The sequence below is a fragment of the Moorena sp. SIO1F2 genome, assembly GCF_010672755.1.
Classification (GTDB): Bacteria; Cyanobacteriota; Cyanobacteriia; order Cyanobacteriales; family Coleofasciculaceae; genus Moorena.
The window spans coordinates 1-14,249 of the sequence record NZ_JAAHFV010000160.1; the positions used below are offsets into that span (position 1 = coordinate 1).

Sequence of the window (14,249 nt, forward strand, 5' to 3'; positions counted from 1 at the left end):
ATCGTCTTCTAGAATCTGGTTATAAAATTTGTTGACGGTCCCGTTGACCTGCCGCCGCTGCCAGTCTCCCCGGTCCGGAAATTCAGCTTGCTCGAGTGCATACGCCTGGTTGCTCACCGGATCAAACGAGGCTCCGGCCGCACCGTACCGAATGTGGTCAAGATGAATCCCATCATATAGATTATCTGCTATCAAGCTCCCTATAAATTTAATTTAATGTTATAATAATTATGAGCATTGCTAGAACAATCCCCAATTACCCCTTCCCGATTACCCCTTCCCGATTACTATGGTAAATAACTGACTTTAATGACAAGCTTGGGAAATGACCAAAAAACCAAAAATTATTGTCCTCGATGATGACCCGACTGGCTCCCAGACTGTTCACAGCTGCTTGTTGCTGATGCACTGGGATGTGGATACATTGCGGCTGGGACTAAGGGATAACTCCCCAATCTTTTTTATTCTTACTAATACCAGAGCTCTTAACCCAGAGCAAGCAGCAACTGTGACTCGGGAAGTTTGCCATAACCTCAAAATTGCCATAGACGCTGAAGGAATTAAAGATTTTATGGTAGTCAGTCGCTCTGACTCCACCTTGCGGGGGCATTATCCTGTCGAAACTGATGTAATCGCCCAGGAAGTCGGACCATTTGATGCCCATTTCTTAGTCCCTGCATTCTTTGAGGGCGGACGAGTCACTATCGATAGTGTCCATTACCTAATCATTGATGGTATTAGAACCCCAGTGCATGAAACCGAGTTTGCCCATGATTCGGTATTTGGATATCGCCATAGTTATTTACCCGACTATGTCCAAGAAAAGACCAAAGGTCAGATCAAGGCTGATGCGGTCGAGCGGTTTTTACTAGCAGATATTCGTAACGGTAGCTTGGAGCGCCTTCTCAAACTTACCAATAACCAGTGTGGCGTTGTGGATGGGGAAACCCAAGGGGATTTAGATCAATTTGCGGCAGATGTCCTGAAGGCTGCTGCCCAAGGGAAACGCTTTCTGTTTCGCTCTGCTGCTAGTATTTTAACCTCCCTTGCTAGTCTTGGCCCCCAACCCGTGGCCGCTATGGATATGGCTCAGTATGTCCGAGAGGGGAAACCAGGAGTTGTGATTGTGGGTTCCCACGTTAAAAAGACTACCCAGCAGCTGGAGCAGCTATTGGGAGCATCTGGGATTGGGGGGATTGAGGTAAATGTTGCCAATTTACTAGATGAATCCGAACAGCAACGGGCAAAACTTTTGGCAAGTATTCTCGAGCGGGTTCAGGAAATTCACAGTGCTGGTAAGACACCGGTGGTTTATACCTCTCGTCAGGAATTGGTTTTTGAGGATGTGCAGAAACGGCTGGCCTTTGGAGCAGTAGTTTCAGGCTTATTGATGGATATCGTGAGGGGATTACCTAAAGATATTGGGTTTTTAATCAGTAAAGGGGGTATTACCTCCAATGATGTCTTAAGTACTGGTCTGGCTTTGAGGTCAGCACGACTATTGGGTCAGATCCTTCCTGGATGCTCAATGGTACTAACCTCTGCTGACCATCCCCAGTTTCCTAATTTACCTGTAGTGCTATTTCCTGGCAATGTGGGAGATGTGAATGGCTTGGTCACGGTTTACCGTCGATTGAGTGGAGAGTAATAATGCTTGACAGGATATCGAGTGTGGGTCTGGGGTGACAGAGCAATAGCACTATTTAAGTATCTTGCCCTTTTGCCCTACACCACCATTAGCTAAAATTCTCAACAGTTATCCAGCAGAACTTGCTGAAGAAGGTATGATCACGGAAGAATCTATCTTCGGTGCGTTAACTAATCTAGCTCCTTGTTGCATGACTTCTGATTCTGCCCAACCATCACCAGTTTCAACGGTTTCCGACGACCGCAACTCGGTAGTTAACTGCCAAGGGCAAGTTCGCTTAAAAAGTGAGGGGAAACGGCTGTTGTTGATCTTGCCACCAGCCACTAAAAACCCTAGTACTGCCAATTGGTCGGACCTATGGGAACAATTCAAGCATCGCCTCAATGCTGGAGAGCGCTTTTGGCAGCCTGAATCCAGTGTCCATATGATGGCTGGGGATCAATTGCTGGATGGGATGAAGCTACAAGCGATCGCTGATGCCCTTGGGGAAGTCCAGTTAAGGCTAAAGCGAGTCTACACCACGCGCCGACAAACTGCTGTGGCTGCTGCAGCTGCTGGGTACTCAGTAGAACAAGAAACCCCTAAGTACTCTTTGAATCAAAAGATTGATCAACCTACTGAATTACTCGCAGAACCTCTGTACTTACAAATGACCGTGCGTTCTGGTATAGAGATTCGTCACCCTGGCACTATTGTTATAATAGGAGACTTGAACCCTGGTGGTGCATTGATTGCAGCTGGGGATATCTTAGTTTGGGGGCATCTACGAGGCATTGCCCACGCCGGTGCGAATGGTAATCGAAAATGTCGGATTATGGCATTAAAAATGGAACCCACCCAGTTGCGGATTGCTGATGCTGTAGCTAGGGCACCGGAGACACCGCCACTTCAGTACTATCCTGAAGTAGCTTACGTGACTTCCCTTGGAATTCGTATTGCTAGAGCTGCTGATGTTGCTAAAACCCACTTGTCGTTGAATTCATGAGTCGAATTATTGTTGTCACCTCTGGCAAAGGAGGGGTGGGTAAAACTACCATTACCGCCAATCTAGGTTTAGCCCTAGCTCGTTTGGGTCGTCGAGTTGCCTTAGTGGATGCAGATTTTGGTTTGAGAAACTTAGACCTGCTGTTGGGACTAGAAAATCGCGTAGTCTACACGGCTATTGAAGTCTTAACAGGTCAGTGCCGCTTAGACCAAGCTTTGGTCAAAGACAAACGGCAGGAAGGACTAGTCCTGTTACCTGCAGCCCAAAGTCGTAACAAAGAAGCCGTTAACCCCAACCAAATGAAAAAGTTGTTGGGGGTGTTAGCCAAGAATTACGAGTACATCTTGGTGGACTGTCCAGCAGGAATCGAAAGCGGGTTTAAAAATGCGGTTACGGCAGCTACTGAAGCCCTAATCGTTGCTACACCAGAGATTACCTCAGTGCGGGATGCTGACCGAGTGATTGGCTTACTGGAAGCGGAAGGAATTAAAAATACCCGCCTAATTGTCAACCGCCTGAAAGCCACAATGGTAAAAGCGGATCAGATGATGTCAGTTCAAGACGTCCAAGAAATTCTTGCTATTCCCCTAATTGGTGTTATCCCCGAAGACGAACGGGTGATTGTCTCCAGTAATCAGGGTGAACCTTTAATCCTATCAGAAAAGAAAACCCTGCCTGGAATTGCCATTGAAAACATTGCTGCACGCTTAGAAGGTGCAAATATTTCCTTCCTCGACCTGATGGCAGAACACGACAACCTAATCAGCCGCTTACGCCGCCTGTTCAGATAAGGTTTTACATTGTGAATTGCCAACAACTAGTTTTGCCAAAGAGCCTCTTCCTTCTCCCCCTGTGTGATTATTCACTACTCCAAAAAGCCCCATGATTATCGAAATTCTAGAACAACTTTTTTCCTGGAGGAGTGCTCAAAGCAGCCGTGAGGAGGCTAAGCGCCGCCTCCAACTGGTAATTGCCCACGATCGCTCTGACCTGAGTCCTAAAATGGTGGAGTCGATGCGGCAAGACATCCTGGAGGTGGTCTCTCGCTACGTTGAGATTGATCCCGATGGGTCAGAGTTTTCCTTAGAAAGCAACCAACGGGCAACAGCACTAATTGCTAATCTACCCATCCGACGAGTTAAGGAAAAACTACTAAAGGAAGAATACCAACGCTTCACTCAAGACGAAGAAGAGTAAGTCTCTAGTAGCTGAAGGGGTGACAAGCTACTTCAAAAGTAGGCCGGTTGTGGGGTAAACCGGTTTGGGGTGTCTAGCTAAATTGAGGCTATTACTTGGCTGAACAATTATCGGATCACCTTTGAAGGTGATTATGAACCAAGGTCTCCTCCTATGGTCACCCCTAAGGGATGGAAGCTAGAGTCGTGTTTATATTTAATTTGGGATCAACTTCCGATACGGTTGAACCCTAACAATGGTAATCTTGAGAGTGGCATTACTAAATGTTAAGACTGTTTTCCAAAATCTGTAACAATAGCTTGACTAAATAAGCGCAATATGGTAGGCACCGCAGAACAAACAAACACGGGCGCTATTGCCCAAATTATCGGTCCGGTTGTTGACGTAGAGTTTCCCAGCGGCAAAATGCCGCAGATTTACAATGCCTTGAGGATTGAAGGCAAAAATGAAGCTGGACAAGATGTTGCTGTGACCTGCGAAGTGCAGCAGCTTCTCGGGGATAACCAAGTGCGCTCTGTTGCCATGAGTGGTACAGACGGTCTGGTGCGGGGTATGGAAGTTATTGATACTGGTGCCCCCATTAGTGTACCCGTCGGCAAGGCTACCTTAGGACGGATTTTCAATGTCTTGGGTGAACCAGTAGATAACAGAGGACCGGCAGAATCTGAGGAGCGCTTCCCAATTCACCGCCCTGCTCCCAAGTTAACCGAGCTGGAAACCAAGCCCTCAGTATTCGAAACGGGTATTAAAGTAATCGACCTGCTGACTCCCTATCGACGCGGTGGTAAGATTGGTCTTTTTGGCGGCGCTGGAGTCGGCAAAACTGTGATCATGATGGAGTTGATCAACAACATCGCCACGAAACACGGTGGAGTATCAGTATTTGGCGGTGTAGGAGAGCGTACCCGTGAAGGGAACGACCTCTACAACGAAATGATGGAATCCAAGGTAATCAACCCGGATGATCTAAACGAGTCGAAAATTGCCCTAGTTTATGGTCAGATGAACGAACCCCCCGGTGCGAGAATGCGGGTGGGTCTGTCAGCTTTGACCATGGCTGAGTACTTCCGGGATGTGAACAAGCAGGACGTGTTGCTGTTTATCGATAACATCTTCCGATTTGTACAAGCCGGTTCGGAAGTGTCTGCTCTTTTGGGAAGAATGCCTTCTGCTGTAGGATATCAACCAACTTTGGGAACAGACGTAGGTGCTCTGCAAGAACGGATTACCTCCACTAACGAGGGTTCAATTACCTCCATTCAGGCAGTATATGTGCCAGCTGACGACTTGACCGACCCAGCCCCAGCAACTACATTTGCTCACTTAGATGGTACAACAGTGTTGTCCCGTGGCCTAGCATCTAAGGGAATTTACCCGGCTGTGGACCCCCTCGATTCTAATTCAACTATGCTGCAACCGAGCATTGTGGGAGAAGACCACTACGGAACAGCTCGTTCTGTGCAGGCAACTCTACAGCGTTACAAGGAACTCCAAGACATTATCGCGATTTTGGGCTTGGATGAATTGTCCGAGGATGACAGACTAACCGTGGCTCGCGCCCGCAAGATTGAGCGCTTCTTGTCTCAACCGTTTTTTGTAGCTGAGGTCTTCACTGGTTCTCCTGGTCAGTATGTTAGCTTGGACGATACTATCAAAGGCTTCCAAATGATTCTGAAGGGGGAATTGGATGACCTTCCTGAGCAAGCCTTCTACATGGTGGGCAGTATTGATCAAGCGATCGCTAAAGCTGAAAAACTGAAGAGTTAAGTCAGGTTTGATGCTAATAAGGTTATCAAGGTTGAAGGTTAACCTGTTAACCTGTAACCTTCAACCTGTAACCTGTAACTTTCAAGCTGCTAAACTTCCAAGGTCCAACAAACACAATTCATTCTGCTGATGGCTTTAACTGTTCGTATTATTGCTCCCGACAAAACCGTCTGGGATGACCAAGCACAGGAAATAATTTTACCCAGCACCACCGGTCAGCTTGGGATATTGAGTGATCATGCTCCTCTGTTATCAGCGCTGGATACTGGTGTGATGCGAATTCGTTCAGACAAAGAGTGGATACCAATTGCTCTTATGGGTGGATTTGTGGAAGTTGAAGATAATGAAGTGACGATTCTTGTCAATGGTGCTGAGTCCAAAGATGAAATTGACAAGGATGCTGCAGGTGTTGAGTTCAACGAAGCAAAAGCTCGTCTAGAAGAACTTCAAAACGAGGAGAATACCCAAGAAAAAATCCAAGCAACTCAAGCCTATAAGAAAGCCCGTGCTCGCTTTCAAGCTGCTGGTGGCATGGTGTAGTAACGCAACGGTAACTTCTAACCCCGTAAACGAAGTAAGCAAGGGATTTAAACCCTATAAGCTCCGCGCTCTCCACACCCCCCGAAACAGGGGGGTAGGGGAGCTTCTGGAGTTGGTCACGGTCAGTCTGTTACTTGGATTAAGGGGGTTGAATTAAGGACGTTCTTCAACTAAGGAATCATCTCAACTAAGGTCAGATGATTGGTCAGTTACCAATTCCCCTCAATCATTAGATTAATCAGCAAGGCTGGATTAAGCACTACCAGTAAAAACGACTTCCGGGAACTTAGCCTGAGCCTCAGACATAGGTCTACGCCTACCTTCCTCTTGCCAGTAGTTAATTACTTCAGTGGCTTTGTTGAGGATTTCAATGCGATCAGCTTCAGTAATCCAGTGTTTGGCTTCCATCTCATCCTTGAGCTGTTCCCAGGCATCGTTCCGGGGCCAGAAAAAGTAACAAGTTAATGGGCTGGTGCCTTTGCCGACAATTTGATCAACTGCCAGGGCTACATTCTCATCTAGCCAGAGAACTTTTAATAGAAATTTTGACAATCAGGCCTCCCTCAGATATCCCAGGTTATCTTTAACTATAATCTATTGTACAATTGATGATTTTAGCGCAAGAAGACTGTTCTTGATCAAGATTCAGGGATAGGTTTGTAGTTAAATAGTTGGTAGTATTGGTGCTGATCAGCAATATTGGCTCAACTAGCCCAAGCGTGCATGATGCCTAGTTCAGAAACATTTATTCCTAACTTTAATGCCATAGTGGTGTTCGACATTGACGGCGTGGTGCGTGACGTTAGTGGTTCTTACCGTAGAGCGATCGCAGATACGGTAGACCATTACACTGGTGGTGCCTATCGACCCACGATGGTAGAGATTGACCAACTCAAATCAGAAGGGCTATGGAATAACGACTGGGAGGCATCGCGAGAATTAGTTTATCGGTACTTTGAGGCTCAAGGAAAAACGAGATCCCATTTTTCTCTCGACTATGAAGCCCTTGTTGATTTTTTCAATTCTCGCTATCGAGGAACAGATCCCAACCATTGGACTGGGTACATTTGTGACGAACCGTTATTGTTACAACCCAGTTATTTAGAGAGTTTGACCACAGCAGGGATTCCTTGGGGTTTTTTCAGTGGCGCAACACGACAGGAAGCGAACTATGCCCTAGAAGGACGACTCGGTCTCGAACGGCCTGTCCTAATTGCGATGGAGGATGCCCCTGGTAAGCCTGACCCTACAGGACTGTTTGCCGTAGTTCTACAGCTAGAACAGGAGCATCAAGTTAAGGTGGAATTGCCAGTTATCTACGTTGGTGACACAGTTGCTGACATGTACACTGTTGAAAAAGCCAGAGACTCTCATCCAGAACGAGTTTGGCTTGGGGTAGGTATTTTACCCCCTCATGTGCAGGAGATACCAGAACACCGGGAGGCTTATGGAGAGAGGCTAAAAGCTGCTGGTGCAACAGTGGTTTTTGATAATGTTGAGCAGCTGACTCCTGAACAGATTCAGAAAATAGTACATCAAGGTTAATGGTTGTTAATAGTTGAACGCGCACCCGTGGCCAAAAGGCCAAGGTTGAGAGTCCTTGAGGTTAAAAGTCAAAGTCAATAGTCAATCTTCCAAAAATTCACAGGTTGACGAAAACAAAAGCGAGGTCTTGGGGTTACCCCCAAGACCTCGCTGCATTAAAAGCGGGAAGCTCTTGACCTTGCCATTGGCATATCCGTTTCTCTGTGTGTAGTGGGACTTGACCCTTTACCCTTTCACCAGCTCATCCTTTAGAGCCAGTAAATGTTACCCCAGAGATAAAGTAACGATTGAAGAAGGCGTAAATCCCCAAAGCCGGTATAGTAAAGACCATTGAGGCTGCCATAATGTAGTTCCAATAACTAATGTATTGCCCCTTAAAGGTATTTAAACCTAAGGGAAGCGTAAACATTCCTGGGTCAGAGGTAATCATTAGGGGCATTAAGAAATTATTCCAAGACCCCATAAAAATAAAGATCGCTTGTGCTGCCAAAGCTGGCTTGGCTAAAGGCAGGACAACCTGCCAAAAGGTTTCCCAGCGACTTAATCCATCCAAGGCAGCAGCCTCTTCAAGTTCCTTAGGAAAATTGATAAAGAACTGCCGCATCATAAAAATAAAGGTGGCATTCACTGCACTCGGTACAATCAATCCTTGGTAGGTATTCAGCCATCCCAAAGACTTTAAGATTAAATAACCAGGAATTAGGGTGACTTGTCCAGGAATCATCAAAACTGCCAAGATTATTCCCAACAATAATGAATTACCTGGAAACTTAACTCTGGCTAAGGCATAACCTGCCATTGAGTTAAATATAATATTCAAGCCTGTTACACAAACACCAACCAAGACACTGTTTAAAAACCAGCGCCCAAACAAAGGGGATTCAATGAAAATATTGCGGTAGTTATCGAAGGTAAAATCATGGGGTATAAAATTCAACCCGCCAGCGATAATTTCCTCAAGGGGTTTAAAGGAGGCTGATAAAGCCCAAGCAAAAGGTAAAAACGTAATAATGGCATAGAGGATAAGAATGCCATAAAATATCCCTCTGATCCAACGAAAATTATTCACTCTTCTTTGATCTCCTAATTCGCTTTTTCTTCTCTAAAGAAGCCGCGTTGAATCAGTGTTGTCACTAGAATTACACCAGCTAACATTAAGGCCAGTGCAGCGGCGTAACCCATATCCAGACTTCTAAACGCATACTGGTAGATCAGAAGCACAACCGTCAGGGTTGAGTTGTTTGGACCACCGGTGCCACCCGAGAAGATGTAAGACTGGTCGAATAACTGAAACGTGCCAATGATACCCATAACCATAACGAAAAATGTAACTGGTTTGAGTAAAGGCACGGTAATATTTATGAACTGATCGAACTCATTGGCACCATCAAGTTTTGCCGCTTCATAAACGGACCTAGGTATATCTTGCAGCGCTGCCAGGTAAATCACCATGAAAAACGGTGCTGTAGACCAAATATTCATTATCATAATGGATTTGAGAGCCACACTTGGGTCTCCTAGCCAGTTATAGGTCGGTAAACCAAAGAAGTCTAGTAATCCATTAAGTAGACCATTAGAATTATAAATCCAGATAAATATCAGGGTTAAAACCGCTGATGAAGTGACAGTCGGGAGAAAGAAAATAATCCTGAACCATTTTTTTCCTTTAATTTCTTTATTGAGGACTAGAGCTAAAACCAGAGCAAGGATTGTTTGACAAGGAACAACAATAATGACATACTCAATTGTATTTTTTAGCGCAATCCAAACTCGCTCATCCTCAAAGGTACGGAGGAAATTTTTTAACTCGACAAATCGGTAACTCAGGCCTCCTAAAATCTCAACTTTATGGAAGGAAAGGAAGATTGCATAGATAATTGGTGCAATCAAAAAGGTTCCTAAAACTAGAATAGTAGGAGCCATGAAGAGGTAGCCAGATATAGCTTCCCTAACTTTGGCTTTCTGCCAAAATCTCTTCAATATGACATCCCTCGATTTGACGTTTTGGTCAACTCCAAGTTTAGCTTTAGCTAGTGACATTTGTTAGTAGTTACTCGCTTGAATTTCTTTGTTAGCAGTTTGTTGTGCTTTTTTCATGGCTGACTTCAAGGATTGCTCACCCAGTAAAGCACTAAGAAACTGATTGTCGAAATGGGTCATAAATATTGGCAATTTTTCATCCTCTTGCCAAATCGTGGCGTAGTCAGCACCAGCAATAAAGGGGGTGTAAAGAGGATTTTGTTCATAGCCAAGTTCTGATATGACTGATTTCCGAGCCGGGATTGCCAATCCTCCGTTCGCCCAAGCTTTCATTCCTTCCTTGCCAGTCAAATAAGAAATCAGTTCCCAGGCAGCCTCTTTATTTTTGGCTTGCTTATTCATGACATAAGCAACGGTATAAACCATACTTCCTTTGTGGTTACCAATACTGGGAACTTCCGCAGTGGCAAACTCAATTTTGGGAAATGTCTGTTGTAGGTAAGGAATCGCATAGCTACCTTCAATAACCATTGCTGCCTTCCCTTGGCCAAACATTTCGCTCCCAGAACTAGCTCCAACGTCTGACGGTATGGCAGCAGAATGGTTTTCTCGATACATATCCATCAAAGGTGTTAGACCTGATAGACTTTGCCGAGTCGCGAAGACAGCCTCGCCTTTTTGGTCAACTAACTCACCGCCAAAGGCTTTGATCATGAAGTAGTGACGAGAGAGTTCTGGCGTGATCCCTAATCCATATATGTCAACCCTGCCATTGTGAGTTGTATCCCTGGTCAATTTTTTGGCATAGTCCTCTAACTCTTCCCAGGTTTGGGGAGGGTTGCTTATACTGAGTTGATCGAAATATTTTTGATTGTAGAAAAGGGCAAGGGTTGTAAAATCCTTAGGCAATCCGTAGGTTTTGCCATCGGATTGGAAGGCTTCCGAGAGATGGGGAGCAAAGTCATCTAAATCTAGGTCCTGGTCCTCAGTGATGTAATCATCAAGAGGCTCCAAAACGCCATGAGTCATGAGTAAGGGAGCATCTAGGGCGTCTACATAGAAGACATCAGGAGCAGCATCACCAATCAACCGAGTCTTAATGACATCCATATATTGGTCAGTGATCACTTCAAACTTGACTTTTATGCCAGGATGTGATGCTTCAAACTCCCTCAGTACCTGCTCAAGGAGCTGTTTTTCCTTCGGGCTGCTCTGCCAGCCGCTGAGGGTCACAGTAGAAATGTCACTGGCGATACTGCGGCTACAGCCAGTTAGGAACAGAATTAGAGATAGTAAAATTAGACATCTCGAAAGGATTTGCTTCATGATAAGTAAGGACGGCAAGGGCACCTCCCCTGGAAAACTTATTTCCCGTCTGAGGAGGTGGCTATATACCTAGAAATAATTAGTAAATACAGATGAAGATATGGTTCTTGAGATAACTCGACATCCAAGATGGCTTTCTACAGCTTATTTCTTAAGGTGTCCAAGATGGCTTTCTACAGCTTATTTCTTAAGGTGTCCTTATTTCTTAAGGTGTAAAGCTGTTACTAGCCATATTTATTGGGGTAAAGCTAGCTGTTAGTAGCCAACTTTATTATTGCTTATCCTTATTATACCACCACTTATCTTTAGCTTTAATTATGATTAACCATGATCCCCATCAGGGCTACACTCTTGACTGACTCAACTACGCAAACCGGAGATCAAGACTATGAAGGCGATCCCGCCTTTTTTTTGTCCGTAGCCAGGTAGTGGGAGCTCTTGCGCACGATCTGTCAGATGAAAGATTTCCGTCAATATACTTAATTGTATTTTTGTTGCAATATTTTAATTTTTTTGAGATATTATGTATAAGGTACCCTGTTGCCCCAGGGATAAAAAAGGCAACAGCTGTACCTCGGTCAGTATTGATATGTAGATATTGATATGTAGATATTGATATGTAGATATCGATTCTGGCTACATCGGGATTCCTAAACAAGGGAATAAGGCATTGGCGTGATTTTTCCTCATGATCCATGTCTAGCCCCCTTGCTCCCCCGTTAATTGAATAGCGTAGCCTCCGCTGCTATACCCCGTCATGACCATAGCTCTCCCCGTAGGGCATAGCCCTTAGGAAGTAACCCTTAGGGATGCTCGAAGAGTAATACTTTTCGTATTTCTAAGGGGTTGGGTGAAGGCTAGAGAATAAGTGTTATTGAAAGGTAGCCCTTCTCGAAAAGTAAGGGTTACCGGAGTGTATAGCAGATGTCGCAGGAGCTAGACCTTGCCGGACTCTACCAAGAGTACGGAAGGCTATGGTAGGTCTTCTGCGAGAGTAAGCAAGTCTTACTTCCCTCGTGATTTAAATGGCATAGACTCCTCTTTTAAAACCCCTTTTAGCCGAAGGGGGTTTTAAAAGAGGGTATAGGGGGGATTTAAGAGCAAGCCAAGAGGGTTACGCTATGGGCACGCTACGCCCATCAAGAAGGGGGATGCTGTAGGGAGGATATGGCATAGGAGTTTCGACCTGCCTGCCGATCCAGTACAGGTGCTACCTGAACCAATACGATTTACTCGTCTCCATTTCGCCATTTAAGTCCTCTCTATCTAGCTACCTGAACCGCTATGCTCAGACTCATATCCGATGTCGCCCCAGAAGCTCCGTCTTTGCCGCGATTGCCAGATTTGCTCAAGTCCCTAAACAAGGAAGCACGACCGCCGCTTAGCCCTACTGAAAAAATTCCCAAGGGAGAGATTCGCTCTAGCTTAAGGGCTGCCAACATTGACGGTGTGTTTTCCACCTTCTTTGGCTGTGTCACGGCTGAGGTTTTGCTGACTAACTTCTTGCTGCAACTGGGGGCTAGCAACTTTGAAATCGGTATTCTCACAGGAATACCTCTACTCGCGAATTTTCTACAGCCTATTGGTGCTTATTTATCTGATCGATCCTACAGTCGCCACTGGTTTATCCTGAAAACCTTCGTTCCTTCACGACTACTGTGGTTATTTGTCCTAGCAGGAATTGGGATGTTCTGCACTGGTCTGGCTCCAGCTCATCATCTGGTGTTGTGTACACTGGCGATTAACCTGATCACTCACATTTTTGGAGCTTTGGGTAGTCCCTCTTGGGCTAGCTGGATGGCGGTGTTAGTTCCTGTTCGCCTGCGAGGGCGATATTTTGCACTGCGCAATAGCTTTAATCATTTAACCAACCTACTGTGTGTTCCCCTACTCGGATATATTGTTTCTACCTGGGGAGGTGGCCAAGTTCAAGGCTACGGCGTAATCTTGATTTTGGCTATCATAGCTGGAATACTCAGTTTACTTTTTCAGTTCTTCATGGTAGATGTCACTCCTCAGATACCTTCAAAAAAGACTGCGAAGACTGATGAGACTACTGGTGAAACCTTAGAGTCTGAGGATCAACCCACACCTTCTGATTATGTTGCCTTATTGAAAGATACAAACTTCCTAATCTTTGTACTCTTCTTTGGATTGTGGGTTTTTTCCTTCACCCTAAGCAATCCGTTTTTCAATGTTTATCTGCTCGACAATTTGGGCTTAGATGTTGGTTGGGTAACCCTCTATACGAGTCTGATGGCTGGAGCAAGTTTATTGACACTGATGTACTGGGGTAAGTTGTCTGACCTGATCGGGAATCGCCCAGTACTAATGATTGTTGTGATCATGCTATCTGTGATTCCCTTACTTTGGCTTGGCATCAGCAGCCCAACAACTCTCGCTCTTTGGGTTTGGCTACCCCTTTTATTCTTCGCGACAGGTTCATCTGTGGCAGCCATTGACCTGTGTGCCAATAACATCCAAGTGGAGATCTCACCAGTCCACAAACCCTCCACATATTTTGCGGCGGCTGCAGCATCAGCTGGATTAGGTGGTGCTATAGGTAGTACATTTGGTGGCTTTTTAGCCGAGTTACCTCACTTCGGTGGTTTGCCAACATTATTTGCCCTCTCAGCAGCCCTGCGATTGGCTACCCTTTTACCTTTGGTATTTGTCCAGGAGCCACGGGGTCGGAACCTCAAACAACTGCTTGTTGGTAAGCGTGCTTGAGAATCAATAGTTTAGTCAAGAGTTATGAGTTTAGGGTGCGAACGCACCCTAAACGTAGGTTAAGACTTAACGTTATTGGGTAACTCGTGACATACTCCCACACGCTCATCGTTCGCGTAGCGTGGCCTTTGGCCAAGATTACAGTGTGGGCTTCTTACCAACTCCAGCCATCACTATCGGCTTTCGCCGACGCTGCGCGAACGGATACACGGGTTACTTTATTAACGACACGGTCAGAAGTTACCGCTTAAAGAGTGGAGCCTTTATGGTTAGCAGGCTATGCAGAAAAGGGTTAAAACTTTATGATTAAGGCGACCCTCTGATAAGGTTTCGTCTCCGGGATGCCCCTCCGCACGCCTTACAATACAATAAGTTCTATTTTTTAGCCACGTAAGTGGATGACAAACCAGCATTTAAGGCCGTAGGCCACGCTACGCGAACGGCTTTGTTTATCAGGACATATATTATAGCAATTCTATACATACCCTGTGCAAAATTCATCCCACACCTATGCTACGCATTAGGTGTGGG

At 45.4% G+C, this 14,249-nt stretch carries 13 protein-coding genes; 8 read left to right on the forward strand and 5 right to left on the reverse strand.

The annotated features are described in order from the left end of the window. Nucleotides 1-195 (reverse strand): hypothetical protein (locus F6J94_RS18805; protein WP_293043300.1); only part of this gene is annotated, 195 nt, incomplete at its 3' end. A 130-nt stretch (nucleotides 196-325) separates the two neighbouring features. Between F6J94_RS18805 and F6J94_RS18810 the strand changes: the two genes are divergently transcribed. From F6J94_RS18810 to atpC, 6 genes are all read left to right on the forward strand, one after another. Then, nucleotides 326-1,648 (forward strand): four-carbon acid sugar kinase family protein, encoded by a 1,323-nt coding sequence (locus F6J94_RS18810; protein WP_293043303.1) that lies wholly within the window; start codon nucleotides 326-328, stop codon nucleotides 1,646-1,648. Nucleotides 1,649-1,712: 64 nt separating this feature from the next. Further along, on the forward strand, nucleotides 1,713-2,633 hold the full coding sequence (gene minC / locus F6J94_RS18815; protein WP_293023253.1) for a septum site-determining protein MinC: 921 nt from the start codon (nucleotides 1,713-1,715) through the stop codon (nucleotides 2,631-2,633). Beyond that, nucleotides 2,630-3,424 carry a septum site-determining protein MinD gene (minD, locus tag F6J94_RS18820; protein ID WP_293043306.1) on the forward strand — a complete coding sequence of 265 codons (795 nt, stop codon included), beginning with the start codon at nucleotides 2,630-2,632 and terminating at the stop codon, nucleotides 3,422-3,424. The genes minC and minD overlap by 4 nt, the downstream gene beginning before the upstream one ends. Before the next feature lie 91 nt (nucleotides 3,425-3,515). Beyond that, complete coding sequence (minE, locus tag F6J94_RS18825; protein WP_293023248.1) at nucleotides 3,516-3,830, forward strand: cell division topological specificity factor MinE; 315 nt, start codon at nucleotides 3,516-3,518, stop codon at nucleotides 3,828-3,830. A gap of 318 nt (nucleotides 3,831-4,148) precedes the next feature. After that, nucleotides 4,149-5,597 (forward strand): F0F1 ATP synthase subunit beta, encoded by a 1,449-nt coding sequence (gene atpD / locus F6J94_RS18830; protein ID WP_293023246.1) that lies wholly within the window; start codon nucleotides 4,149-4,151, stop codon nucleotides 5,595-5,597. Nucleotides 5,598-5,726: 129 nt separating this feature from the next. Further along, complete coding sequence (atpC, locus tag F6J94_RS18835; protein WP_070391911.1) at nucleotides 5,727-6,137, forward strand: ATP synthase F1 subunit epsilon; 411 nt, start codon at nucleotides 5,727-5,729, stop codon at nucleotides 6,135-6,137. Nucleotides 6,138-6,389: 252 nt separating this feature from the next. Here the strand turns inward: atpC and F6J94_RS18840 are convergent, their stop codons facing one another. Beyond that, nucleotides 6,390-6,689, reverse strand: coding sequence for a 30S ribosomal protein PSRP-3 (locus F6J94_RS18840; protein WP_075897825.1), 300 nt, complete (start codon nucleotides 6,687-6,689; stop codon nucleotides 6,390-6,392). Between the two features lie 174 nt (nucleotides 6,690-6,863). On the opposite strand from F6J94_RS18840, the gene F6J94_RS18845 reads away from it, so the two are divergent. Beyond that, nucleotides 6,864-7,682 (forward strand): TIGR01548 family HAD-type hydrolase, encoded by an 819-nt coding sequence (locus tag F6J94_RS18845; protein WP_293043315.1) that lies wholly within the window; start codon nucleotides 6,864-6,866, stop codon nucleotides 7,680-7,682. Between the two features lie 241 nt (nucleotides 7,683-7,923). On the opposite strand, the gene F6J94_RS18850 is transcribed toward F6J94_RS18845, so the two are convergent. From F6J94_RS18850 to F6J94_RS18860, 3 genes are read right to left on the reverse strand one after another with little or no spacing between them, the layout of a single operon-like run. Continuing rightward, nucleotides 7,924-8,751, reverse strand: coding sequence for a carbohydrate ABC transporter permease (locus tag F6J94_RS18850; protein ID WP_293023236.1), 828 nt, complete (start codon nucleotides 8,749-8,751; stop codon nucleotides 7,924-7,926). A gap of 14 nt (nucleotides 8,752-8,765) precedes the next feature. Further along, entirely contained in the window at nucleotides 8,766-9,722 is a 957-nt protein-coding gene (locus F6J94_RS18855) for a carbohydrate ABC transporter permease (protein ID WP_293043309.1), read from the reverse strand. A 3-nt stretch (nucleotides 9,723-9,725) separates the two neighbouring features. Beyond that, the gene (locus tag F6J94_RS18860; protein WP_293043312.1) at nucleotides 9,726-11,012 is read right to left on the reverse strand and encodes an ABC transporter substrate-binding protein; all 1,287 of its coding nucleotides are present in this window, start codon (nucleotides 11,010-11,012) and stop codon (nucleotides 9,726-9,728) included. Between the two features lie 1,260 nt (nucleotides 11,013-12,272). Here F6J94_RS18860 and F6J94_RS18865 point away from each other — a divergent pair. After that, nucleotides 12,273-13,718, forward strand: a complete 1,446-nt coding sequence (locus F6J94_RS18865) for an MFS transporter (RefSeq protein ID WP_293023230.1) — start codon at nucleotides 12,273-12,275, stop codon at nucleotides 13,716-13,718. Nucleotides 13,719-14,249 lie beyond the last annotated feature (531 nt).